Below are 21,389 nucleotides of genomic sequence, written 5' to 3'. Positions count from 1 at the left end.
AACGGGCCATCGTGGGGCGGGGCGGGCGCCTCGCATGCCGGCCCATGCACTTAGAGACGGATCGTCCACGCACGGATGGCATGTGGATTTCGCGCCACAATCGAACCGTTAACGCGCTACCGTGTTGACAGCAAGCCGATCACGGCCAACATTGTGCACTGCAATGGACGGCGACGATCTTCCACGCACAAAGGGCGACCTGGCGAGCATGCTCGCAGCCGAATCGCTCGATTCCCTGTCACAGGATGAATTGCGCGATCGTATCGGGCGCCTCGAACTGGAAATCGCGCGCACCCGTTCCCACATGGATAAAGCGGACCGGCACCGTCGGGCGGCAGAGCTCTTGTTCAGGCCGCCTGCGTGATGGTTCGCGCCGCCTCGCCCATGCGAATGGTGGCGTGCGTTTCGCCTGCGCGTATCCCCGGACAGACCCGCCTGGAAAGACCCGCGATGAATCGCGCGGAAGCCCGTGCGGACCATGGCATTCGCGATCCGTTCATACCCGGTATCGTATCATCGGTCCCGCAATCAGATTTCGGCAAGGATTGAAGTAAGATATGCCCTCATTTGCCCAGAGCCTCGAAAAGACGCTGCATACCGCGCTCGCCAATGCGGCAGAGCGCAGTCACGAATATGCGACTCTGGAACATCTCCTGCTCGCACTCATCGGCGATGACGATGCCGCGCAGGTCATGGAAGCCTGCGGCGTCGACACCTCCGAACTGGGCGGCGTGGTCAAACAATATCTCGATCAGGAGTATCAGTCGCTCAAGACCGCGGAAAAGGCCGACCCGTCCCCCACCGCCGGGTTTCAGCGGGTGATTCAACGCGCGATCCTGCACGTGCAATCGTCGGGCAAGGATACCGTGACGGGCGCGAACGTGCTGGTCGCGCTGTTTTCCGAACGTGATTCCTATGCCGTCTATTTCCTGCAGCAGCAGGACATGAGCCGCCTCGACGCGGTCAGCTTCATCAGCCACGGCATCGGCAAGACCGGCCGTGCCGAAGCCCCCGGCCAAGGGCGCGGACGACGAACCCCGCGCCGAGGACAAGGCCGACGGCAAGGGCAAGAAGGAAACCGCGCTCGACCAGTTCACGGTCAACCTCAACGAAAAGGCGCGCGGCGGGAAGGTCGATCCGCTCATCGGCCGCAATTCCGAGGTGGACCGCACGGTGCAGATCCTGTGCCGCCGGTCGAAGAACAACCCGCTCTATGTCGGCGATCCCGGCGTGGGCAAGACCGCGATCGCGGAGGGCCTGGCGCGCAAGATCGTCGAGGGCCAGGTGCCCGAGGTGTTGCAGGATGCCGTCATCTATTCGCTCGACATGGGCTCGTTGCTCGCGGGCACGCGCTATCGCGGCGATTTCGAGGAGCGGTTGAAGCAGGTCGTCTCCGAGCTTGAGAAAATGCCCGACGCGGTGCTGTTCATCGACGAGATCCACACCGTGATCGGAGCTGGCGCGACCAGCGGCGGGGCGATGGATGCGTCCAACCTGTTGAAGCCGGCGCTGTCGTCGGGTGCGATCCGGTGCATCGGGTCGACGACCTACAAGGAATTCCGCAACCATTTCGAAAAGGACCGCGCCCTGCTGCGCCGGTTCCAGAAGATCGACGTCAACGAACCGTCGGTCGAGGATACGGTGAAGATCCTGCGCGGCCTGCGCACCGCGTTCGAGGATCACCACAAGGTGAAATACACCCCCGACGCGATCAAGACCGCGGTGGAACTGTCCGCGCGTTACATCAACGACCGCAAATTGCCGGACAAGGCGATCGACGTGATCGACGAGGTCGGCGCGATGCAGATGCTCGTGCCCCCCAGCCGCCGAAAGAAGACGATCACCGCCAAGGAGATCGAGAAAGTCATCTCCACCATGGCCCGCATCCCGGCCAAATCGGTGTCGAAGGACGACAAGAAGGCGCTCGAAAACCTGAGCCGCGATCTCAAACATGTCGTGTTCGGACAGGACCGCGCGATCGAGGTGCTGTCCACCGCAATGAAGCTGAGCCGCGCGGGGCTGCGCGATCCGGACAAGCCGATCGGATCGTTCCTGTTTTCCGGCCCCACCGGCGTCGGCAAGACCGAAGTCGCGCGGCAGCTGGCCGACATCATGGGCATTCCGCTGCAACGTTTCGACATGTCGGAATATATGGAGCGGCATTCGGTTTCGCGGCTGATCGGCGCGCCTCCGGGCTATGTCGGTTTCGATCAGGGCGGCCTGCTCACCGATGCCATCGATCAGCAGCCGCATTGCGTGCTTCTGCTCGACGAGATCGAGAAGGCGCATCCCGACCTCTTCAACATATTGTTGCAGGTCATGGATAACGGACGCCTGACCGACCATCACGGCAAGACGGTCGATTTCCGCAATGTCGTGCTGATCATGACGACCAATGCGGGCGCCGCCGACATGCAGCGCAGCGGCATCGGTTTCGGCGACGTATCGAAGGACGATGCGAGCGAAGAGGCGGTGAAGAAGATGTTCACCCCCGAATTCCGCAACCGTCTCGATGCGATCGTGCCCTTCGCCTATCTCGGCAAGACGATCGTCAGCCGCGTGGTGGACAAGTTCATCCTGCAGCTCGAACTGCAACTCGCCGATCAGAACGTGCATATCCAGTTCGATAGCGATGCCCGCGAATGGCTGGGTGAACGCGGTTACGACCGGCTCTACGGTGCGCGCCCGATGGGCCGGCTGATCCAGGAAAAGGTGAAGCAGCCGCTGGCCGAGGAGCTGTTGTTCGGGAAGCTGGCGCAGGGCGGCGAGGTCCATGTCGGCGCGAAGGATGGCGAGGACGGCAAGCCGGTGCTGAATTTCGAGCTGACGCCCGCCCCTCCCAAGGCGGTGAAGAAGCGCAAGAAACCGAAAAAGGACGCGCCGGGCGAGGAAGGCTCCGAAACGGGCACGACTTCCGGCGAACCCAGCGCCGAGGATTGAGTGAAAAGGGCGGCCCGCGGGTCGCCCTTTTTATGGCCGGATTTTCGCGATCAGCGCGGCGACCGCACCGCGCGTTTCCTCCAGCGTCGTGCCGGTGTCGATAACGTAATCGGCGCGCGCGCGTTTCTCGGCGTCCGGCACCTGCAATCCGAGAATATGATCGAATTTTTCCGCCGTCATGCCGGGGCGCGCCATGACGCGGGCACGTTGCACCTCGGGCGGAGCGGACACCACCGCCACCGCGTCGAGCCCGGCAGTGCCCGTCTTTTCATAGAGCAAGGGGATGTCGAACACGATCAGCGTCGCATTCGCATTATCGCCCATGAACGTGTCGCGCTCCTCGCGCACGGCGGGGTGGATGATCGCTTCCAGCCGGGACAGCGCGGCCGCATCGCCGAACACCATGTCGCCCAGCGCGGCGCGCCGCACCCCATCCGGCCCGGTGCTGCCCGGAAATTCCGCTTCGATCGCGGGGAGCAGGCGTCCGCCCGGCCCCTGTAACCTGTGCACCACCGCGTCGGCATCGAAGACCGGCACGCCGGCCGCGCGAAACATGCCCGCGACCGTCGATTTGCCCATGCCGATCCCGCCGGTCAGGCCGAGGATGAAAGGCTTGCTCATGCCTTCAACCGCCGCCGCAATTCCTCGTCTTCGCCGCGCGGCGGATGCGCGCCGAAAAACCGGCGAAAGGCATGGTCCGCCTGCCCGATGAGCATGGAAAGGCCGTCCACCGTGCGATATCCGCGCCGCGACGCCTCGTTAAGAAAGGGCGTGCGCGCGGGCGCGGTGACGATATCATAACAAATGCTGCGCGGCGGGACATGGCTGAAATCGAAGGGGAGGGGCGGTTGGCCGGTCATGCCCAGCGGGCTCGCGTTGATGACGAGGTCGAGACAGCCCTCCCGGTCGTCGAACGCGAAATCGGTCGGCTCCGCGAAATGGGACAGCGGCACGGCGTGATGCTCCCCACCGGGATCGAGCGTGTCCAGTATCGCCCGCGCCTTGGCCGGGTCACGGCCCGCCAGCACCAGCACCGCCCCCGCGTCGGCCAGCGCGGCGACGATCGCCCGCGCCGCACCGCCCGTGCCCAGGATGCGCGCCATGCGGAACAGATGCGTCTGCGCCAGATCGCGCCGCAACGGTTCGAGAAATCCCGGCGCGTCGGTGTTGTAGCCGACAAGCGCGCCATGCTCGCGCACGACGGTATTCACCGCACCGATCTGCGCGGCCATCGCATCGACCCGGTCGAGCAGCGGAATGATCGCCTGCTTGTGCGGCATGGTCACGTTGCACCCGCGCCAATCGGCATTACCGCGTCGTTCGTCGAGATAGTCGCGCAGATCGCCCGCGGTCACGTGAAACCTGCGATACGCAGCCTCGATACCGAGCCGTTCGAGCCAGAATCCGTGGATCGCCGGCGATTTCGATTGGGCGATGGGATCGCCGATCACCTCGGCAAAGGGAATGCTCATGACCGCAACGCTCCGAACCGGCGCAGCGCCGAAAGCACCGGGAACAAAGGCATGCCCAGGATGCAGAAATAATCGCCATCGACCGATTCGAACAATTGCACACCGGGCCCCTCGATCATGAAAACGCCGACGCAGGCGCCGACGTCCGGCCACTCGCTGTCGAGATAGGCGGCGATGAAATCGTCGGACAATTCGCGCACGTGGAGGCGGGCAAGCGCGGCATGGCGCCATTTTACCGCTTTATGCTGCACCAATGCTGCACCGCTATGCAGTTCCATCGTCCTGCCCGAGAACCAGCGCAAATGCTCTGCCGCCTGTTCGCGGCTCTCCGGCTTGTCGAACAATCGTCCGCCGCACTGGACCAGCGAATCGCTGCCGAGCACGAGCGCATCCCCGGCGTCTCCGGCAATGGCCAGTGCCTTTGCATCGGCAAGCGCCTGCGCGATTGTTTCGGGCTCTTCGCCCGCCATCGCGATCTTCATCGCGGCCTCGTCCACATCGGCGGGGCGCGCGGTATAGGCCACGCCCGCCCCGTCGAGCATGGCCCGGCGCGAGGCGGAGCGCGACGCGAGTACGAGGTCCGGCGGCGATGGCGCCCTGCTCCTATCGGCCATGCTCATATCGGTTTCGTCCCGCCGATGTTGTCCGGGTCGGCGGCGAGCCTTGCCTTGCGTTCATTATAAAGCTTGATCACGGCGGCGGCGGTTTCCTCGATCGAGCGGCGCGTGACGTCGATCACCGCCCAGCCGTTGTCGGCGAACATACGGCGGGCATATTTCACCTCCTTCTCCACGCGATCCTTGTCCACGTAATCGGTTTCCGGCGTCTGGTTCAGCGAGAGCAGCCGGTTGCGCCGCACTTGCACCAGCCGGTCGGTCGAGGTGGTGAGCCCCACGACCATCGGATGGCGCAGGCCGAAAAGCGCGTTCGGCGGCGGCGATTCCACCACGATCGGGATATTGGCGGTGCGAAAACCGCGATTGGCGAGATAGATCGACGTCGGCGTCTTCGACGTACGCGAAACGCCGGCGAGCAGGATGTCGGCCTCCTCCCATTCTTCCCAGAGCAGGCCATCGTCATGCGCGATGGTGAACTGGATCGCCTCGACCCGCTCGAAATAGGCATCGTCGAGCACGTGTTGGCGTCCCGGCCGATGCACCTTTTCCTTGTCGAGCAGGCGCGCCAGCGGATCGGTCACGGAATCAAGCGCGCTGACCGTTTTCAGACCCGCCTCGGCACAGCGTTTCTCAAGACTGTCGCGCAGGGCCTCGTTCACCACCGTGAACAGGACCAGCCCCGGTTTCGTCACGATCTCGTTCATGATCCGGTCGAGATGCTGCTGCGAGCGGACCATCGGCCAGAAATGCCGGTCCACGATCGCATTCTCGAACTGCGCGAGCGCAGCCTTGGCGATCATCTCCAGCGTTTCGCCCGTGGAATCCGACAGCAGATGGAGATGAAGGGGGGTCAAGCGAACGTCCTCTTTCGTCTGTTTTTGCCCATCGGGTGAATGGGCCGGGCAGGCTGTGCACAGATCCGCCGATAAACCACGGGACAGGCTTGTGGACAAGTCCGGGCTGCGGAGCTGTCCCCGCTATGCCGGAATCGGTGCTGCGGGTTGTGGACAGGGCGGCGAAACGTGCACAGCCTGTGCATAAGGCGGACAACTATGCTTTGACTCATGCCGGGTCGGGAGTCGCAGTTGCAATTGCCCGTGGCCATCGGGTGATATTTCGGGCAGGCGCCATGTTTCCCCGATATCCACAGGGTCAACAACTCTCATCATCCTTATCTAGAATCTTATTATTCTGTATTCTGCGCGGAGCTTTTCAAAAAATGGCCGGACTTCTCCTCGACACGCTGAATGGTGCGAACCTTGCCGAACGCCCGCTCTGGCTCATGCGGCAGGCCGGGCGCTACCTCCCCGAATACCGGGCGTTGCGCGCGGAAAAGGGCGGATTTCTGGCGTTGGTTTACGATAGCGAGGCCGCCGCGGAGATCACGATGCAGCCGATCGACCGGTTCGGGTTCGACGGGGCGATCCTGTTTTCCGACATCCTCATCGTGCCCTACGCCATGGGGCAGGACCTGCAATTCCTCGCAGGGGAGGGGCCGCATCTCTCGCCCCGGCTCGCCGATCATGCGCTGGGGGCGCTCCAGGCCGTGCCTGAGCGTCTTGAACCGATCTACCGGACCGTGGCCCTGGTGCGGGAACGATTGGGCGCGGAGCGGACGATGCTGGGCTTTGCCGGCGCGCCGTGGACCGTCGCGACCTACATGGTGAACGGCGAAGGCAGCCGGGATCAGCATGCCACCCGCGCCCTAGCCTATCGCGATCCGGTCGCATTCGGCGCGATCATCGATGCCATCGCCGATGTGACGGTCGAATATCTGGTCAAGCAGGCACAGGCGGGCGCGGAGGCAGTGCAATTGTTCGACAGCTGGTCCGGCACGCTCGCCCCCGATGAATTCGAACGCTGGGTCATCGCGCCGACGGTGCGCATCGTGGAGGCGTTCAAGGCGCAATGCCCCGACACGCCCTTCATCGGCTTTCCCAAAGGCGCGGGCGAGAAGCTGGCCGCCTATGCCCGCGAAACCGGGATCGATGCGGTCGGCGTCGACGAAACGGTCGATCCGCAATGGGCCGCGCGCGAACTGTAGGCCGGCATGCCAGTGCAGGGCAATATCGATCCGCTGCTGCTGCTGGTCGGCGGCGAGGCGATGACGCGCCGCGCGCAATTTATCCTCGATTGCTTTGCCGATCGTCCGCACGTGTTCAACCTTGGCCACGGCATCGGCAAGGACACGCCGATCGCCCATGTCGAGCAATTGTTGCAGGCCGTGCGGGGCTGGCGGCGCTAAGCGGGAGCGTTTAAGGCGGGGCTTTCGGCAGGGGCCGTGATGCCCTATCTGCGTGGCTATGATGGAAGGTATCGCCGTGCTCTATCCCTGGCTCAAGGTTGGCCATCTGGTCTTCGTCATCTTCTGGATGGCGGGCCTGTTCATGCTGCCCCGATTCTACGTCTATCATCAGGAAGCGGTCGAGGGATCGGACGAGGCGGCCCGCTGGGTCGAGCGCGAGGCGAAGCTGCGCACGATCATCCTCAACCCCGCGATCGTGGCGGTCTGGGGCTTCGGGCTGGCGCTGGCCTTCGTGACCGACGCGTGGAGCGCGCCGTGGTTCCACGTGAAGCTGCTGCTGGTGCTGCTGCTCTCGGGCTATCACGGCTGGATGATCGGCTATGGCAAGAAACTGGCGCGCGGCGAAAAACGCCTTTCGGGCAAGGCGCTGCGCCTCGTCAACGAGGTGCCGGGCATTGCCGTCATTCTCATCGTGACGACGGTGATCGTGGTCCGCCTGTACCTGCCGGGCTGAACCGCCGGGATCCGGGGTTTGCTCGAATCCGGATTGACGATTTGCGCGCGGGCGCGTAATTCGCAAAGCCAAGACGGCGTCCTGCCGCTCCTCGTCCTCCCGGACGGCACGGTCTGCGCCCATCGCGGCGGTACGATCCAATTTCCTATCGTCGATCCGGCCTGCGGGCATCCGCAACGCGATCGTCCATTCCCATGACACCCGGCCTCCGCGCCACGGAACAAAGCCCATGCATCTTAAAGAACTCAAACAGAAAAAACCCGCCGAACTGGTCGAAATGGCCGAGGAAATGGGCGTCGAGGGCGCGTCCACGCTCCGCCGTCAGGACCTCATGTTCGCCATCCTGAAAGAGGTTGCGGACGATGGCGAGGAGATCCTCGGCATCGGCACGATCGAGGTCCTGTCCGACGGATTCGGTTTCCTGCGCAGCCCGGAGGCGAACTATCTCGCCGGGCCGGACGACATTTACGTCTCGCCCAACCAGGTCCGCAAGTTCGGCCTGCGCACCGGCGACACGGTCGAGGGCGAGATCCGCGCACCCAAGGACGGCGAACGCTATTTTGCGCTGACCAAGCTGCTGAAGATCAATTTCGACGATCCGGACGTCGTGCGTCACCGCGTCAATTTCGACAATCTGACGCCCCTCTATCCCGAAGAGAAGCTCACGCTCGACATTGCCGACCCCACGGTGAAGGACAAATCCTCCCGCGTGATCGACATCATCTCGCCGCAGGGCAAGGGGCAGCGCGCGTTGATCGTCGCGCCGCCGCGCACCGGGAAGACCGTGTTGCTGCAGAACATCGCCAAGGCGATCACCGACAATCACCCGGAGGTGTTCCTGCTCGTCCTGCTGGTCGACGAACGGCCTGAGGAAGTCACCGACATGCAGCGTAGCGTCAAGGGCGAGGTCATCTCCTCCACCTTCGACGAGCCGGCCACGCGCCACGTGCAGGTCGCCGAAATGGTGATCGAGAAGGCGAAGCGCCTGGTCGAGCACAAGAAGGATGTCGTCATCCTGCTCGATTCCATCACGCGTCTCGGCCGGGCCTACAACACCGTCGTGCCGTCCTCGGGCAAGGTGCTCACCGGCGGTGTCGATGCCAATGCGCTGCAGCGGCCGAAGCGGTTCTTCGGTGCGGCCCGCAATATCGAGGAGGGCGGTTCGCTCTCCATCATCGCGACCGCGCTGATCGACACGGGCAGCCGCATGGACGAGGTGATTTTCGAGGAATTCAAGGGCACCGGCAATTCGGAAATCGTCCTCGATCGCAAGGTGTCGGACAAGCGCATCTTCCCCGCGCTCGACGTCGGCAAGTCCGGCACGCGCAAGGAAGAGCTGCTCGTCGACAAGGACAAGCTGTCGAAGATGTGGGTGCTGCGCCGGATTCTCATGCAGATGGGCACGATCGACGCGATGGAATTCCTGCTCGACAAGATGAAGGATTCCAAGACGAACGAGGATTTCTTCACGACGATGAATCAGTAAAGATCGCACAGGGGACCGTCGCTGGCGGCGGTCCCCTGTTTCGCGCATCGAAGCGGAGGTTACGCCGTACGGACCCGGAAACTGTCCGCCTGCGCCGCTTTCCAGTGGCGCAGATATTGCGTATCGCCCGGATCGTTCAGCAACTCGCCCGGTTTGAGGAAATTGTAGAACCGGTCCATCGAATCCGACCGCACCGTGTTGAACCGCTCGCCGATATGATGCGGCGCGATCTGCCACGGGTTTTCCAGTCCCATCGCCACGACGATCTCGCGCAGGCCGTGGAGCGTGTGGCTTTGAAAGCGGGCGACGCGCTCTCCCTTGTCCATCACGACGAGGCCGCGTTGGCGCGTGGCATCCTGCGTCGCGACACCGGTGGGGCAGGTGTCGTCGTGGCACCGCATCGATTGCACACAGCCCAGCGCGAACATGAAGGCGCGCCCGGCATTGCACCAATCGGCGCCCAGTCCGAAATTCATCGCCATCTGCGCGCCGGAATGCACCTTGCCCGCCGCGGCGATCTTTACATGCCGTTTGAGGTCGGTCCCGACCAGCGCATTGCGCACCATGATCAGCCCTTCGCGCAGCGGCATGCCGACGCGGTTCGACAATTCGATCGGCGCGGCGCCGGTGCCGCCCTCGGCACCGTCAACGGTGATGAAATCGAGATAGATCCCGGTGTCGAGCATGGCCTTCGCAATGGCGAAAACCTCGTGCGGCTGTCCGACGCAGAGCTTGATGCCGACGGGCTTGCCCCCTGATTTCTCCCTCAGGCTTGCCGCCCATTCGAGCATTTCGATCGGCGTCGAAAAGGTCGAATGACCGGGCGGCGACAGGCAATCCTCGCCGATTTTCACATTGCGTGCCTCGGCAATTTCCTGGGTTACCTTGCTGCCGGGCAGCATGCCGCCGTGACCCGGCTTCGCGCCCTGGCTCAGCTTGATCTCGATCATCTTGACCTGCGGATCCTGCGCGACATCGGCGAAACGCGCGGGGTCAAAGCCGCCGTCATCGGTGCGGCATCCGAAATAGCCGCTCCCGATTTCCCAGACCAGATCCCCATTGTGCGACCGGTGATAGCGCGAAAGCCCGCCTTCGCCCGTATCGTGGTAGAAATTGCCCATGGCCGCACCCTTGTTCAGCGCCATGATCGCATTGGCGGACAGCGAGCCGAAGCTCATCGCCGAAATATTGAGCAGCGAGGCGTGATACGGTCGCGAACATTGCGCATTGCCGACCGGAACGCGCCATTCCGAAGGCGCGTCGGCATTGGGGACGATCGAATGGCTGAGCCACTCATATTCATCGGAATAGACGTCGAGCTCGGTGCCGAAGGGATGCGCGTCGAGCTGCCCCTTTGACCGGGCATAGACGAGCGCGCGCTCGTCATGGTTGAACGGCCGTCCCTCCAGATCGCTTTCGACGATATAGCTGCGCAGATAGGGTCGCAAATCCTCCATGAGCCAGCGAAACCGCGCGATGAGCGGGTAATTGCGGCGCAGCGTATGGCGCTTCTGAAAAAAATCGAACACCGCAATGGCCAGCAGCGGCAGCAGAAGGAGCAACGCCCAGCGCGTCGGCTCCCATATCAACGCGAGGCCGGACAGCACCAGCAGGACCGCAGGAGCGAGGAAGCGGCGGACCAGGTTTGCCGAACTGCGGGCGTTCGATTTGTTGTCCATGCTGCGCTGGTTCAACCCAGATGCTGCGCAAAAAACTCGTCGGTCCGGCGATCGGCGAGCATGGCTGCATCCTCGTCCCGGCGCGATCCGTCCGCGGTTGCGAATCCATGGCCGAGCCCTTCGTAATCGTGCAGCGTGACCTTGGGATGATCGTCGAGTCCGGCATGCATCCGGGCCTGCGCATCGGGACCGACGAAATCATCCGCGGTCGGGATATGCAGCATGAGCGGTTTTGCGATCGCCTCCTTCTCGTCCAGCATTTCGTCGATGGCGACCCCGTAATAGCCGACCGTCGCATCGACATCGGTGCGCGCCGCGGTCATGTAGGCGATCTTCCCGCCGAGGCAGAATCCGACGGCGCCGACCTTGGCAATATTGCGCTCGGCGCGGAGCCAGCGGATCGTGGCTTCGATATCCTCGACATTGCGGTCGGGATTGTTCTTGCCCATCATGTCGAACGCTTTCTGCCGTTCGTCTTCGTCGTCCCAGCTGGTCTCGACGCCCGGTTCCACGCGCCAGAACAGGTCCGGCGCGATGGCGAGATAGCCTTTTGCGGCCCAATCGTCGCATTTCTTGCGAATGCCGTCGTTGACGCCGAAGATCTCCTGGATGACGATCATCGCCGCCTTCGGATTTCCCGCCGGCTTTGCGACATAGGCGGCAAATTCCTGATCTCCGTCGAGTGTCTTGATCCGGGTGTCGAGAGTCATCGCGTATCTCCTTCGTGGCGTTTACGATTAAGTAGGGGGCCGCGATGGACTTTGCAAAGCCGCTGTGACAGCGTGAGGAGCGTCAATAAAAGAGGAGAGCATTATGAAAGGTCATTTCGAGTTCGAGTGCTCGCCAGAGGAAGCGCGGCGGTTTCTCGGTCTGCCCGATGTCTCGCGTGCCAATGATCTTTATGTCGACAGCCTCGTCAACGCGATGAAGGGCACCGGCAATATCGAGCAGCTTCAGGACATGATGAAGCAATTCGCCCCCATGGGCGAGCTGGGGCTGAAGATGTTTCGTCAGATGATGGAAAACAGCGCAAATGCCGCATTCGGCAAGAGCAGTTCCCGCAAAGACTGACCTCGTTTCCAACGTCGAGCGCGAGATGACCGATGCGACGATTTTCGCGCTGTCGAGCGGGCGACCCCCGGCGGCGATTGCGGTGCTGCGCATAAGCGGACCACGGGCGACGGATGCGCTCGTCGGTATGGCGGGCGGAATGGTGCCGCCCCGAAAAGCGAGCGTGCGCCACCTGCGCGACAGCGAAGGCGCTATCCTCGACAAGGCGATCGTCCTCTTTTTTCCCGGCCCGGCGAGTGCGACGGGGGAGGACAGCGTCGAATTTCACCTCCACGGCGGGCGCGCGGTCATCGCCGCTGTGGAGCGGGAGCTGAGCACTCTTCCGGGATTTCGCCCCGCATCAGCCGGCGAGTTCACGCGGCGCAGCTTCGCGAACGGGCGCCTGGATTTGAGCGAAGCGGAGGGTTTGGCCGACCTGCTGGAGGCTGAAACGGAGCTACAGCGACGGAACGCGCAGAGCCTTGCTGATGGCGCCCTTTCGCAGCAGGTCGCCGAATGGCGCGAAACCGTCCTCATGCTCGGCGCAGAAGTCGAGGCGGTTCTCGATTTTTCCGACGAGGAGGATGGGGAGGATCTATCACCGACGTTTCACGTGAAACGCGCTGCCCTGCAGGCGGAACTCGAACGATGGGCCGATGCACCGCGGCTTGAGGCATTGCGGGAAGGATTTCGGGTGGTTATTGCGGGGCCGCCGAATATAGGAAAAAGCAGTCTTTTCAATGCAATCCTGCGCGAAGATGTGGCCATCGCGACGCCCATCGCGGGCACGACCCGTGATGTGCTGTTCCGTCCGGTTGCGATTGACGGAATTCCGTTTCAGTTCGTGGATACGGCGGGGATCCGGAATGAGACGACGGACCAGGTTGAGAAAATTGGCATCGAACGTGCGAAATCGGCCCTCGCGACCGCGGATGTCGTTCTCTGGCTTGGACCGGAGGGTGAGGGGCCGGCGGGCGCTTGGGAGATTGAAACCAAATCCGACGTTGCGAATCGCCGCATGAAGGAAATGCCCGTCGCCGTCGTGTCCGCCCGTACCGGGGCGGGTGTCGATGATCTGGTTCGCGATCTCGTGACACTCGCGCGTGACCGTATGCCCGCGCCGGGATCGGTGGCCATCTCGAATTTTCAGCGCGCACAGATTTGCGATGCTCTGGATGCATTGTGCGACATTCCGGCTTCGGAGGACATGCTCGTTTTCGCCGAACGTCTGCGCTTGGCGAGGGTGGCGTTCGATCGGCTTACGGGCAAGAGCGATGTGGAAGCGATGCTCGATCGGCTTTTCTCGCGCTTCTGCATCGGGAAATAACGTTTCACGTGGAACGCGGTTTTCGCGAAGACGATCTTCGGTTATAGACGCGCCATGCGCACATTCGACGTCATAGTCATAGGGGGCGGCCATGCCGGCTGCGAAGCCGCCGCCGCCGCGGCCCGTACCGGCGCGTGCGTTGCCTTGATCAGTTTTGACAAGGAGCGCACGGGCGCCATGTCCTGCAATCCGGCCATTGGCGGATTGGGCAAGGGCCATCTGGTCCGGGAAATTGACGCGCTCGATGGCTTGATGGGCCGCGCTGCCGATGCGGCGGCGATTCATTATCGCATGCTCAACCGCTCCAAGGGGAGCGCGGTGCAGGGCCCGCGAATTCAGGCCGATCGCGTTCTTTTCCGACGCGCAATACAGAATATGATCCGCGCCTTGCCCAATCTGGAGGAGATCGAGGCGGAAGCCGCGGGGTTGATCTTCGAAGGATCGCGCGTTTCGGGTGTCGTCACCGGGGCGGGCGACAGGATTAGTGCGCGTTCGGTCGTCCTGTGCACGGGCACGTTTCTCGGCGGAAGGCTGTTTCGCGGGGAAGAGCGGTTCGAGGGCGGGCGGATCGGAGAATCCGCTGCGTCGATTCTTGCACAGCAATTGCGGGACGCTGCGCTTCCGATGGCGCGGCTCAAGACCGGCACTCCGCCTCGGCTTGATGGGCGCACGATCGATTGGTCCGAGCTTGAGCGGCAGCCTTCGGATGAAGATCAATGGACCATGTCGCCATTGTCGACCCGGCGATGCAATCCGCAATTGTCCTGCGCGATCACCCGGACGAACGAGGCGACTCACGACCTCATTCGGCGCAATCTCGACCGCTCACCCTTGTTCGGGGGGTCGATTTCCGGGGTGGGGCCGCGCTATTGCCCGTCGATCGAGGACAAGATCCATCGCTTTGCCGACCGGACCGGGCATCAGATTTTCCTGGAGCCGGAGGCGCTGACCGGCCATCTCGTCTACCCCAACGGGATCAGCACGTCACTGCCCGTCGATGTTCAGCATGCCATGGTCCGCACGATTGCGGGGCTTGAGCAGGTTGAGATCGTGGAGCCGGGCTATGCCGTCGAATATGATCACATCGACCCGCGTGCGCTCAAACGCTCGATGGAGTTGAAGGACATCGAAGGGTTGTTCTGCGCTGGTCAGATCAACGGCACGACCGGCTATGAAGAGGCGGGCGCGCAGGGTCTCGTCGCCGGAATTTCGGCCGCGGCGGTGGCGACCGGATCGCGCACGATCCCGCTCGATCGCGCCAACAGCTATATCGGTGTAATGATCGACGATCTGACGCTTCATGGCGTGACCGAACCGTACCGCATGTTGACGTCCCGGGCGGAATATCGCCTCCGCCTCAGGGCGAATAATGCGGCGACGCGGCTGACCGAACTGGCAATCGAGGCCGGGGCCGTGGGCGCCGAACGCAGCGCGTGGTTCGCCGCGCGAAAGGATGCGGTTCGCCGCGCCGAAGAGGAATTGCAGGCGGTCTATACCGGAAAGCAATTGCGCGATGCCGGCGTGGACATCCGCGGCCATGACACGATGCCGCTTTCGGATTGGCTTCGGCATGATCTTGTCGCAACGAATATTGCCGCACTGGTCGACACCGATGTCGCGGATGCCGAGGTATGGGACGGCCTGATCGAGGATTGTCGCTACCGTCCCTATTTGCAACGCCAGGACGCCGAATTGCGCGACCTGCGGCAGAGCGAAGCGCTCGCGATCCCGTACACGTTCGATTTCGCGCAGGTGCCGGGTCTTTCTGCCGAAATGGTCGAGCGCTTGACGCAGGCCCGGCCCGAAACGCTGGCATCGGCGGAGCGGGTGAGGGGGGTGACACCTGCGCCGTATAGGCCGTACTTGTAGCGCTGCGCAAGTTCGAGATGGTGTCATGACCGATGCGGTCGATCCCAGAGACCGTGACGAGAGTCTGGTCCGCATCCGCCAGATACCGCGGATGGATGTGGCTAGGGTTCCCTTGCTCGATGACTATGTGGCGGCGTTGCTCGCGGAAACTGGGCATCAGAACCTTATCGCACGGTCCACCGTCGGGAACATCTGGTCGCGTCATATCCTTGATTCGGCGCAGCTCATCGGCTTCGTTCCACGTGAAACACGGTTCGAGTCATGGGTTGACGTCGGGACGGGTGCCGGATTGCCGGGAATGGTCTGCGCCATTTTGCTGCCGGATTGCGAATTCACATTGATCGAACCGCGCACGAAGCGGGTTGAATTTCTTCGGAGCGTAGTGGGCGCGCTATCCTTGGGCAATGTTCGTGTTGAGCCATCGACGATACAGAATGTCGTTCGGGATAAGGTCGATGTCATTTCGGCGCGCGCGGTTGCCGCAACGGACAAGCTCGTCGCGATGGCCAGCCACCTTGCCCGTCCCGATACGTTCTGGCTTCTTCCGAAAGGGCGGGGAGCCTTTTCCGAACTGGACGGGATAGCCGCGCCGCATGGATTTCACGTGGAACACTCGGTGACCGATCCACAATCCGGTGTTATAGTGGGCACCATGCGAAACTTATCGGGAAAATCGTGTTCATGATTACGGTATCGGTCGCGAACCAGAAGGGCGGTGTCGGAAAGACGACGACTGCGATCAACTTGGCGACGTCTTTCGCGGCGATCGGGTGGCGCACGATGCTTATCGACCTCGATCCGCAGGGCAACGCATCGACCGGCGTGGGGATCGAAACGAACAATCGCGAACGTTCGAGTTACGATTTGCTGATCGACTGCAAATCGCTCGACGCGTGCAAGATGGCGACGCAGATTACCGGGCTCGACATCGTGCCCGCGACGGTCGATCTTTCGGGCGCCGAGATTGAGATGGTGGGATATGACAATCGCACGCGTCGTCTTCAAACCGCGCTCGATGCGGCGAGTGATTACGATATCTGCTTCATCGATTGTCCGCCCTCACTTGGGCTGCTGACGCTGAATGCGCTGACTGCGTCGCATGAAATTCTCGTCCCGTTGCAATGCGAGTTCTTTGCGCTTGAGGGGTTGAGCCAGCTCATGCAAACCATTGAATTGGTTAAGGAACGTTTCAATCCGGCTCTTAATATCATTGGCATTGCGTTGACGATGTTCGACCGCCGCAACCGTTTGACGGAGTCCGTTTCCGATGACGTTCGCGCCGTACTGGGCGATGTGGTCTTCGACACCGTGATCCCTCGTAACGTCCGCCTTTCCGAAGCGCCGAGCTATGGTTTGCCGGCAATCGTTTACGACCATCATTGCGCCGGATCGCGCGCCTATATGGAACTGGCGCGCGAGCTGATCAGCCGGCTACCCCGAACAGAGGAAGGCCGCATGAACGACGCGACGAAAGCACCAAAGAAGCGAGCCGCGCTCGGTCGCGGGCTTGGCGCGCTACTCGGTGATACACAAACCGAGCGGCCTGTTTCACGTGGAACAAATACGTCCGAAGACACCGGGCGGAAGGACGGCCTGACCGTATTGCCGGTCGCCTCGATCGAGCCGCATCCCGAGAATCCGCGCGTCAATTTCGATGCCGATGCGCTTGACGATCTGGCCCGATCCATCGCGAGCAGGGGCGTCATTCAACCTGTGATCGTGATGGCGAGCGGTCACGGGCGTTACCGGCTCGTCGCGGGTGAACGACGCTGGCGCGCGGCGCAGAAGGCGCAATTGCATGAAATTCCGGCGATCGTTCGCGATCTCGCCGACCGCGATGTCGCGGCGCTCGCCCTGATCGAGAATATTCAGCGTGAGGATCTGAATCCGGTGGAGGAGGCGCGCGCTTACCACCGTCTCCATACCCGTAACGACATGTCGCAGACCGAGATCGCGCGCATGGTCGACAAGTCGCGCAGCCATGTTGCGAATCTCATGCGCCTGCTCGCCCTGCCGGAGCCGGTTCTGACCATGGTGGAAGCGAACGCATTGTCGATGGGCCATGCGCGTGCGCTCATCAACGTGGATAATGCGGAAGAGATTGCGCAGACCGTCGTCGATGACAATTTGTCGGTGCGCGATGTCGAAAAGCTGATCCGTCGCCGCAATGCACCGGTGAAGGAGCCGCGCCACCGCGCCGCGCGGCCCGGCACGCGCGAAAACGATGCCGATATTCTGGCCATTCAAAAGCAGCTGGAGGAGTTTCTCGGCCTGCCCATCCGGATCGAGCCCGACGGGTCGGAGCAGGGCGGTGCCGTTACCGTGCGCTACAAGACGCTCGATCAGCTCGATCTCGTCTGTCAGCGGCTTTCGGGCGGTGAAATCTAACTAGATTCGCGCGGCGAGGATCGCGGCAAGCGCTTCGAAACCGTCCCGGTCCTCGTCATCGAAACGCGACGGCAGCGGGCTGTCGAGATCGATGATTGCCTTCACTGTGCCATCGACGACGATGGGCACGACGAGCTCTGAACGGCTGTTCGCGTCGCAGGCAATATGGCCGGGAAAGCTGTGCACGTCCTCCACCAGGACGGAGCGTGCCTCCCCCGCCGCGGTGCCGCATACGCCCTGGCCGAGTGGAATGCGGATACAGGCCGGGCGCCCCATGAACGGGCCAAGCACCAGCCCATCGCCGATCACGCGGTAGAACCCGGCCCAGTTGAGGTCCGGCACGAAGCCCCAGACCAACGCCGCGACATTCGCCATGTTGGCGATCCCGTCAGGCTCGCCCGAGGTCAGCGCATCGGCGGCCTCGCACAATTCGCGATAGAGGAGCGGTTTGTCGGCGGCGTCGGAGGGGGCGAAATCGAACATGACACCGCCTTAACGATCCCGGCGGCGGACGCAATGCGAAGCTGCCCATTGCCGGGGGTCGTGGCACGGACTATTCTTCGCCCATGACATCGAAAACCCGCAAGACGATTATCGTCATTGGCATTGTCGTCCTGGTGGCGGCCATCATTTTCTACCTCGTTCTGCGCCCGACCCGCGCCGAATATACCGATGCGCAGCTGACCGGCCCCGACCCCGTCATTGCCGAGGCGGACGAGGAAACCTTCCCCAGCATCGCACTCGCCGAACCGGCCGGGTGGGCGGCGGATGCCACGCCGACGGCGGCGGCGGGCCTTTCCGTCGCACGCTTTGCCGAAGGGCTCGATCATCCGCGTTCGGTATTCACGCTTCCCAATGGCGACGTGCTCGTGGCCGAAACGCGCGGCCCGGCGAGCGCGGATGGCGGCGGTATCACCGACTGGATCATGGGGCTGTTCATGGACCGGGTCGGGGCGGGCGGCGTGTCGGCGGACCGTATCACGTTGCTGCGCGATAGTGACGGGGACGGGCAGGCGGATCAACGCTCGGTCCTGCTCGACGGCTTGCACTCGCCTTTCGGCATGGCGCTTCGCAACGGGCGGCTGATCGTTGCGAATACGGACGCGCTCCTGTCCTTCCCATTCGAAGTGGGGCAGGGGCGGATCACGGCGGAGCCGGAAAAGCTCATGGATCTGCCCGGTGGCGGCAATCACTGGGTCCGCAACGTGCTTTATGATGCAGAAGGCGACCGGCTTTTCATCACCGTCGGTTCGGCCAGCAACGTGGCCGAAAACGGCATGGCGGAGGAAACCGGCCGCGCCGCGATCCACGAATATGATTTCGCGACGCGCAGCCACCGCCTCTTTGCCGTAGGCCTGCGCAATCCGAACGGGCTCGCGATTCAACCGTCGAGCGGCGAATTGTGGACCACGGTGAACGAACGCGACATGATCGGGCCGGACGTTCCGCCCGATTATCTGACGAACGTGCCCGTGGGCGCGCAATATGGCTGGCCCTGGGTGTATTGGAAAACCTACGTCGACGAACGGGTCGAGGAGCCGATGCCCAATTTCCTCACCGAATATACGCGGCGTCCGGAATATGCGCTGGGTACGCATGCGGCGCCGTTGGGGCTGGTGTTTGCGGACGGGAACGGGCTTGGCGGCGCGTATGACCGGGGCGCGTTCGTGGCGCGGCACGGGTCGTGGAACCGGGTGCCGAAATCGGGCTATGACGTGGTGTTCGTGCCGTTCGATGCGCGGGGCAATCCGGAAGGGGAAACGCCGCTGCCCGTGCTGACCGGATTTCTGACCGAGGATGGCGAGGATGCGCATGGCCGTCCCACCTGGCTCGCATGGGACAACGCGGGCGGTCTTCTGGTGAGTGACGATACGGCGGGCATCATCTGGCGCGTGACGGGCGCGCGCTCACCGGCGTCGGCGAGGGCGGGGTCCGAACCGACACGCTGACCTCTTAACCGAGGTTACGGCCTGCCTGCCCGGCGAGTTCGGTGACGAATTGCCGGGCGACACGGCCCGACCGCGCCCCGCGCCGCTGTGCCCAGGCGAGCGCATCGGCCGTCTCATAGTGCAGCGCATGGGCATCGGCATAGGCCGCGACGATGGCGAGGTAATCGTCCTGCGACACCGCGTGAAAGCCCAGCACGAGCCCGAACCTGTCGGCAAGAGCCAGCGCATCGTCCACCGCGTCGCGCGGATTGATCGGGTCGTCCTGCTCGCCCGCGTGGCGCGCGACAATGGCCCGGCGGTTGGCGGTCACGGCGAGCCGCACATTGGTGGGCCGCGGTGCCACGCCCCCCTCCAGCAGCGATCGCAATTGCCGCACGGTGCGTTCCTCGCCCGGCGCGAAACCCAGGTCGTCGATGAACAGAACGAAACGCCGCCCCGCGTCGTTCAACATGGCAAGCAGGCGCGGAAGGCTGTCGAGGCTGTCCGCGCTCGCCTGCACCAGCGCGATGTCGCCATGCGCAGCCGCATCGCGCACCGCGGCACGGACCAGCGCGGATTTTCCCGTGCCCCGCGCACCCCAGAGCAACACGTCATGCGCGGCGGACCCGGCGGCATGGCGGCGCATGTTGGACAGCACCGCATCGCGTTGCCGGTCGATCCCGCACAGCAGGGGCGTCTCCGGCGCGTCGATCCGCGGCACCGCGGTAAGCCCCGATGCGTCCCAGCGATAGGCCGGGGCGGCATGCAGATCGACAGGCGGCGCAGGCGGCGGCGCCATCCGGTCGAGCGCGTCGGCAATCCGCAAAAGCAGTCCCGAAAGTTCCGAACCCGATTCCCCACCCATCGCGCATTGCTCCTGTCCAGCGGCGTGTGCGCAGCCTATAGACCTGCGCAATGAAGGACGCCACACACCCTGATCCCGGCGAAGACACCGCCGCCGTCCCGGACGCGATCATTGCCGAGGCGGCCGCCCGGCTCGACAAGGGCGAAATCGTCGCGCTCCCGACCGAGACAGTATACGGTCTCGCCGCGCGCGCCGACGATGCAGCGGCGGTCGCGCGGATCTATGCCGCGAAGGGTCGGCCCTCGTTCAATCCGCTGATCGTGCATGTGCCCGACGGGGCGTGTGCGCGGCGTCTGGTCCATGTCGGACATCGTGCGGCGCTTTTGATGGACAGGTTCTGGCCGGGGCCGCTGACGCTGGTCCTGCCGGCGCGCGATCCGTCGCCGCTGGCGCCGGCGGTGCGGGCCGGGCTTCCCACCATTGCGGTGCGCTGTCCGGCGCATCCGGTCATGCGGGCGGTGCTGGCCCGCTGCGCCGCGCCTCTGGCCGCGCCCTCCGCCAATCGCAGCGGGGGGGTCAGTCCGACCTGTGCCGCGCATGTCCGCGATTCGCTCGGGGAAAACGTGCCGATGATCGTCGATGGCGGGCCGACGCGTGCCGGGCTCGAATCCACGATCGTGGCGATCCGCGATCGGGGGTGGAGCATGCTCCGCCCCGGTCCCGTGACCGGCGCAGCGATCGCCGGACTGCTCGGGCCGGCAACGGGCGAAAGGTCCACCGGCATCGAAGCACCGGGCCAGCTCAGCAGCCACTACGCACCGGGAAAGCCGGTCCGGCTCAACGCCTCTCATGCCGAGGCGGGGGAATTCCTCATCGGGTTCGGAGCGGTGCGCGGGGATTTCGACCTGTCGCCGGGCGGCGATCTGGTGGAGGCGGGGAGCCGCCTTTACGACGCGCTCCACCGCGCGTCGCACGCGGCGGAGGAGCGGATCGCCGTCGCGCCCATACCCGACGAGGGCATCGGGGCCGCGATCAACGACCGACTACGCCGCGCCGCATTCTGAAACCG

The 21,389-nt window shown here is 63.6% G+C and carries 18 protein-coding genes and 2 pseudogenes; 12 read left to right on the top strand and 8 right to left on the bottom strand.

All coding sequences use genetic code 11. The annotated features are described in order from the left end of the window. The first annotated feature begins 163 nt into the window (after positions 1-163). On the top strand, positions 164-364 hold the full coding sequence (locus JD971_RS07410) for a DUF1192 domain-containing protein (protein WP_202086992.1): 201 nt from the start codon (positions 164-166) through the stop codon (positions 362-364). 193 nt (positions 365-557) lie between these two features. Then, positions 558-2,940 (top strand): annotated as a pseudogene (gene clpA / locus JD971_RS07405) (ATP-dependent Clp protease ATP-binding subunit ClpA). Between the two features lie 30 nt (positions 2,941-2,970). Here the strand turns inward: clpA and coaE are convergent. From coaE to JD971_RS07385, 4 genes are read right to left on the bottom strand one after another with little or no spacing between them, the layout of a single operon-like run. Further along, positions 2,971-3,561, bottom strand: coding sequence for a dephospho-CoA kinase (coaE, locus tag JD971_RS07400; protein ID WP_202086991.1), 591 nt, complete (start codon positions 3,559-3,561; stop codon positions 2,971-2,973). Then, entirely contained in the window at positions 3,558-4,412 is an 855-nt protein-coding gene (gene aroE, locus JD971_RS07395; protein ID WP_202086990.1) for a shikimate dehydrogenase, read from the bottom strand. Before aroE ends, coaE begins: the two co-directional genes overlap by 4 nt. Next, entirely contained in the window at positions 4,409-5,032 is a 624-nt protein-coding gene (locus JD971_RS07390) for a nucleoside triphosphate pyrophosphatase (RefSeq protein WP_236672336.1), read from the bottom strand. The genes aroE and JD971_RS07390 overlap by 4 nt, the downstream gene beginning before the upstream one ends. Beyond that, positions 5,029-5,883, bottom strand: coding sequence for a pyruvate, water dikinase regulatory protein (locus JD971_RS07385; RefSeq protein WP_202086989.1), 855 nt, complete (start codon positions 5,881-5,883; stop codon positions 5,029-5,031). The genes JD971_RS07390 and JD971_RS07385 overlap by 4 nt, the downstream gene beginning before the upstream one ends. A 365-nt stretch (positions 5,884-6,248) precedes the next feature. Here JD971_RS07385 and hemE point away from each other — a divergent pair. The 3 genes and pseudogenes from hemE (at position 6,249) to rho (ending at position 9,274) form a co-directional block, all read left to right on the top strand. After that, a pseudogene (gene hemE / locus JD971_RS07380) lies at positions 6,249-7,274 on the top strand (uroporphyrinogen decarboxylase). A 61-nt stretch (positions 7,275-7,335) separates the two neighbouring features. Next, positions 7,336-7,788: a CopD family protein gene (locus JD971_RS07375; RefSeq protein ID WP_202087446.1), complete on the top strand. Its 453-nt coding sequence runs from the start codon at positions 7,336-7,338 to the stop codon at positions 7,786-7,788. Between the two features lie 229 nt (positions 7,789-8,017). After that, positions 8,018-9,274, top strand: a complete 1,257-nt coding sequence (gene rho / locus JD971_RS07370; RefSeq protein ID WP_202086988.1) for a transcription termination factor Rho — start codon at positions 8,018-8,020, stop codon at positions 9,272-9,274. A 59-nt stretch (positions 9,275-9,333) separates the two neighbouring features. Here the strand turns inward: rho and JD971_RS07365 are convergent, their stop codons facing one another. Continuing rightward, positions 9,334-10,953 carry an FMN-binding glutamate synthase family protein gene (locus JD971_RS07365; RefSeq protein ID WP_202086987.1) on the bottom strand — a complete coding sequence of 540 codons (1,620 nt, stop codon included), beginning with the start codon at positions 10,951-10,953 and terminating at the stop codon, positions 9,334-9,336. An 11-nt stretch (positions 10,954-10,964) separates the two neighbouring features. Further along, positions 10,965-11,663: a dienelactone hydrolase family protein gene (locus tag JD971_RS07360; RefSeq protein ID WP_202086986.1), complete on the bottom strand. Its 699-nt coding sequence runs from the start codon at positions 11,661-11,663 to the stop codon at positions 10,965-10,967. A 103-nt stretch (positions 11,664-11,766) separates the two neighbouring features. Between JD971_RS07360 and JD971_RS07355 the strand changes: the two genes are divergently transcribed. Genes JD971_RS07355 through JD971_RS17110 form a run of 5 tightly spaced genes read left to right on the top strand, consistent with a single transcriptional unit; the run spans position 11,767 to position 17,587 of the window. Further along, the gene (locus tag JD971_RS07355; RefSeq protein ID WP_202086984.1) at positions 11,767-12,024 is read left to right on the top strand and encodes a DUF6489 family protein; all 258 of its coding nucleotides are present in this window, start codon (positions 11,767-11,769) and stop codon (positions 12,022-12,024) included. A gap of 25 nt (positions 12,025-12,049) precedes the next feature. Continuing rightward, entirely contained in the window at positions 12,050-13,330 is a 1,281-nt protein-coding gene (mnmE, locus tag JD971_RS07350; protein ID WP_202086982.1) for a tRNA uridine-5-carboxymethylaminomethyl(34) synthesis GTPase MnmE, read from the top strand. Between the two features lie 54 nt (positions 13,331-13,384). Beyond that, the gene (gene mnmG, locus JD971_RS07345) at positions 13,385-15,199 is read left to right on the top strand and encodes a tRNA uridine-5-carboxymethylaminomethyl(34) synthesis enzyme MnmG (RefSeq protein WP_202086980.1); all 1,815 of its coding nucleotides are present in this window, start codon (positions 13,385-13,387) and stop codon (positions 15,197-15,199) included. 25 nt (positions 15,200-15,224) lie between these two features. Further along, a complete protein-coding gene (gene rsmG, locus JD971_RS07340) occupies positions 15,225-15,884 on the top strand; it encodes a 16S rRNA (guanine(527)-N(7))-methyltransferase RsmG (protein WP_202086978.1) in 660 nt (219 codons plus the stop codon). Next, positions 15,881-17,587, top strand: coding sequence for an AAA family ATPase (locus tag JD971_RS17110; RefSeq protein WP_371809745.1), 1,707 nt, complete (start codon positions 15,881-15,883; stop codon positions 17,585-17,587). The genes rsmG and JD971_RS17110 overlap by 4 nt, the downstream gene beginning before the upstream one ends. Here JD971_RS17110 and JD971_RS07325 read toward each other — a convergent pair whose 3' ends face one another. Beyond that, positions 17,588-18,070: a GAF domain-containing protein gene (locus tag JD971_RS07325; RefSeq protein ID WP_202086976.1), complete on the bottom strand. Its 483-nt coding sequence runs from the start codon at positions 18,068-18,070 to the stop codon at positions 17,588-17,590. It abuts the gene before it with no gap. Between the two features lie 83 nt (positions 18,071-18,153). On the opposite strand from JD971_RS07325, the gene JD971_RS07320 reads away from it, so the two are divergent. Then, positions 18,154-19,536: a sorbosone dehydrogenase family protein gene (locus tag JD971_RS07320; protein WP_202086974.1), complete on the top strand. Its 1,383-nt coding sequence runs from the start codon at positions 18,154-18,156 to the stop codon at positions 19,534-19,536. A gap of 4 nt (positions 19,537-19,540) precedes the next feature. Here the strand turns inward: JD971_RS07320 and JD971_RS07315 are convergent, their stop codons facing one another. After that, positions 19,541-20,380 carry a DUF815 domain-containing protein gene (locus JD971_RS07315; protein WP_202086972.1) on the bottom strand — a complete coding sequence of 280 codons (840 nt, stop codon included), beginning with the start codon at positions 20,378-20,380 and terminating at the stop codon, positions 19,541-19,543. Positions 20,381-20,430: 50 nt separating this feature from the next. Here JD971_RS07315 and JD971_RS07310 point away from each other — a divergent pair, with 50 nt between their 5' ends. Then, entirely contained in the window at positions 20,431-21,384 is a 954-nt protein-coding gene (locus JD971_RS07310) for an L-threonylcarbamoyladenylate synthase (RefSeq protein WP_202086970.1), read from the top strand. Positions 21,385-21,389: the final 5 nt, after the last annotated feature.

Origin of the sequence: Croceicoccus sp. YJ47, assembly GCF_016745095.1 — a bacterium.
In the GTDB taxonomy this organism is placed as follows: Bacteria; Pseudomonadota; Alphaproteobacteria; order Sphingomonadales; family Sphingomonadaceae; genus Croceicoccus.
The sequence above is the reverse complement of the archived record's forward strand: the minus strand, read 5'-3'. Positions and strand labels throughout refer to the sequence as shown.

Coding starts and splice junctions, on each gene's coding strand:
- JD971_RS17110 (WP_371809745.1), top strand. CDS start 15,881: ATGATTACGGTATCGGTCGCGAACCAGAAGGGCGGTGTCGGAAAGACG.
- coaE (WP_202086991.1), bottom strand. CDS start 3,561: ATGAGCAAGCCTTTCATCCTCGGCCTGACCGGCGGGATCGGCATGGGC.
- JD971_RS07325 (WP_202086976.1), bottom strand. CDS start 18,070: ATGTTCGATTTCGCCCCCTCCGACGCCGCCGACAAACCGCTCCTCTAT.
- JD971_RS07390 (WP_236672336.1), bottom strand. CDS start 5,032: ATGAGCATGGCCGATAGGAGCAGGGCGCCATCGCCGCCGGACCTCGTA.
- JD971_RS07320 (WP_202086974.1), top strand. CDS start 18,154: ATGACATCGAAAACCCGCAAGACGATTATCGTCATTGGCATTGTCGTC.
- rho (WP_202086988.1), top strand. CDS start 8,018: ATGCATCTTAAAGAACTCAAACAGAAAAAACCCGCCGAACTGGTCGAA.
- JD971_RS07355 (WP_202086984.1), top strand. CDS start 11,767: ATGAAAGGTCATTTCGAGTTCGAGTGCTCGCCAGAGGAAGCGCGGCGG.
- JD971_RS07360 (WP_202086986.1), bottom strand. CDS start 11,663: ATGACTCTCGACACCCGGATCAAGACACTCGACGGAGATCAGGAATTT.
- JD971_RS07375 (WP_202087446.1), top strand. CDS start 7,336: ATGGAAGGTATCGCCGTGCTCTATCCCTGGCTCAAGGTTGGCCATCTG.
- JD971_RS07365 (WP_202086987.1), bottom strand. CDS start 10,953: ATGGACAACAAATCGAACGCCCGCAGTTCGGCAAACCTGGTCCGCCGC.
- rsmG (WP_202086978.1), top strand. CDS start 15,225: ATGACCGATGCGGTCGATCCCAGAGACCGTGACGAGAGTCTGGTCCGC.
- mnmE (WP_202086982.1), top strand. CDS start 12,050: ATGACCGATGCGACGATTTTCGCGCTGTCGAGCGGGCGACCCCCGGCG.
- mnmG (WP_202086980.1), top strand. CDS start 13,385: ATGCGCACATTCGACGTCATAGTCATAGGGGGCGGCCATGCCGGCTGC.
- aroE (WP_202086990.1), bottom strand. CDS start 4,412: ATGAGCATTCCCTTTGCCGAGGTGATCGGCGATCCCATCGCCCAATCG.
- JD971_RS07315 (WP_202086972.1), bottom strand. CDS start 20,380: ATGGGTGGGGAATCGGGTTCGGAACTTTCGGGACTGCTTTTGCGGATT.
- JD971_RS07410 (WP_202086992.1), top strand. CDS start 164: ATGGACGGCGACGATCTTCCACGCACAAAGGGCGACCTGGCGAGCATG.
- JD971_RS07310 (WP_202086970.1), top strand. CDS start 20,431: ATGAAGGACGCCACACACCCTGATCCCGGCGAAGACACCGCCGCCGTC.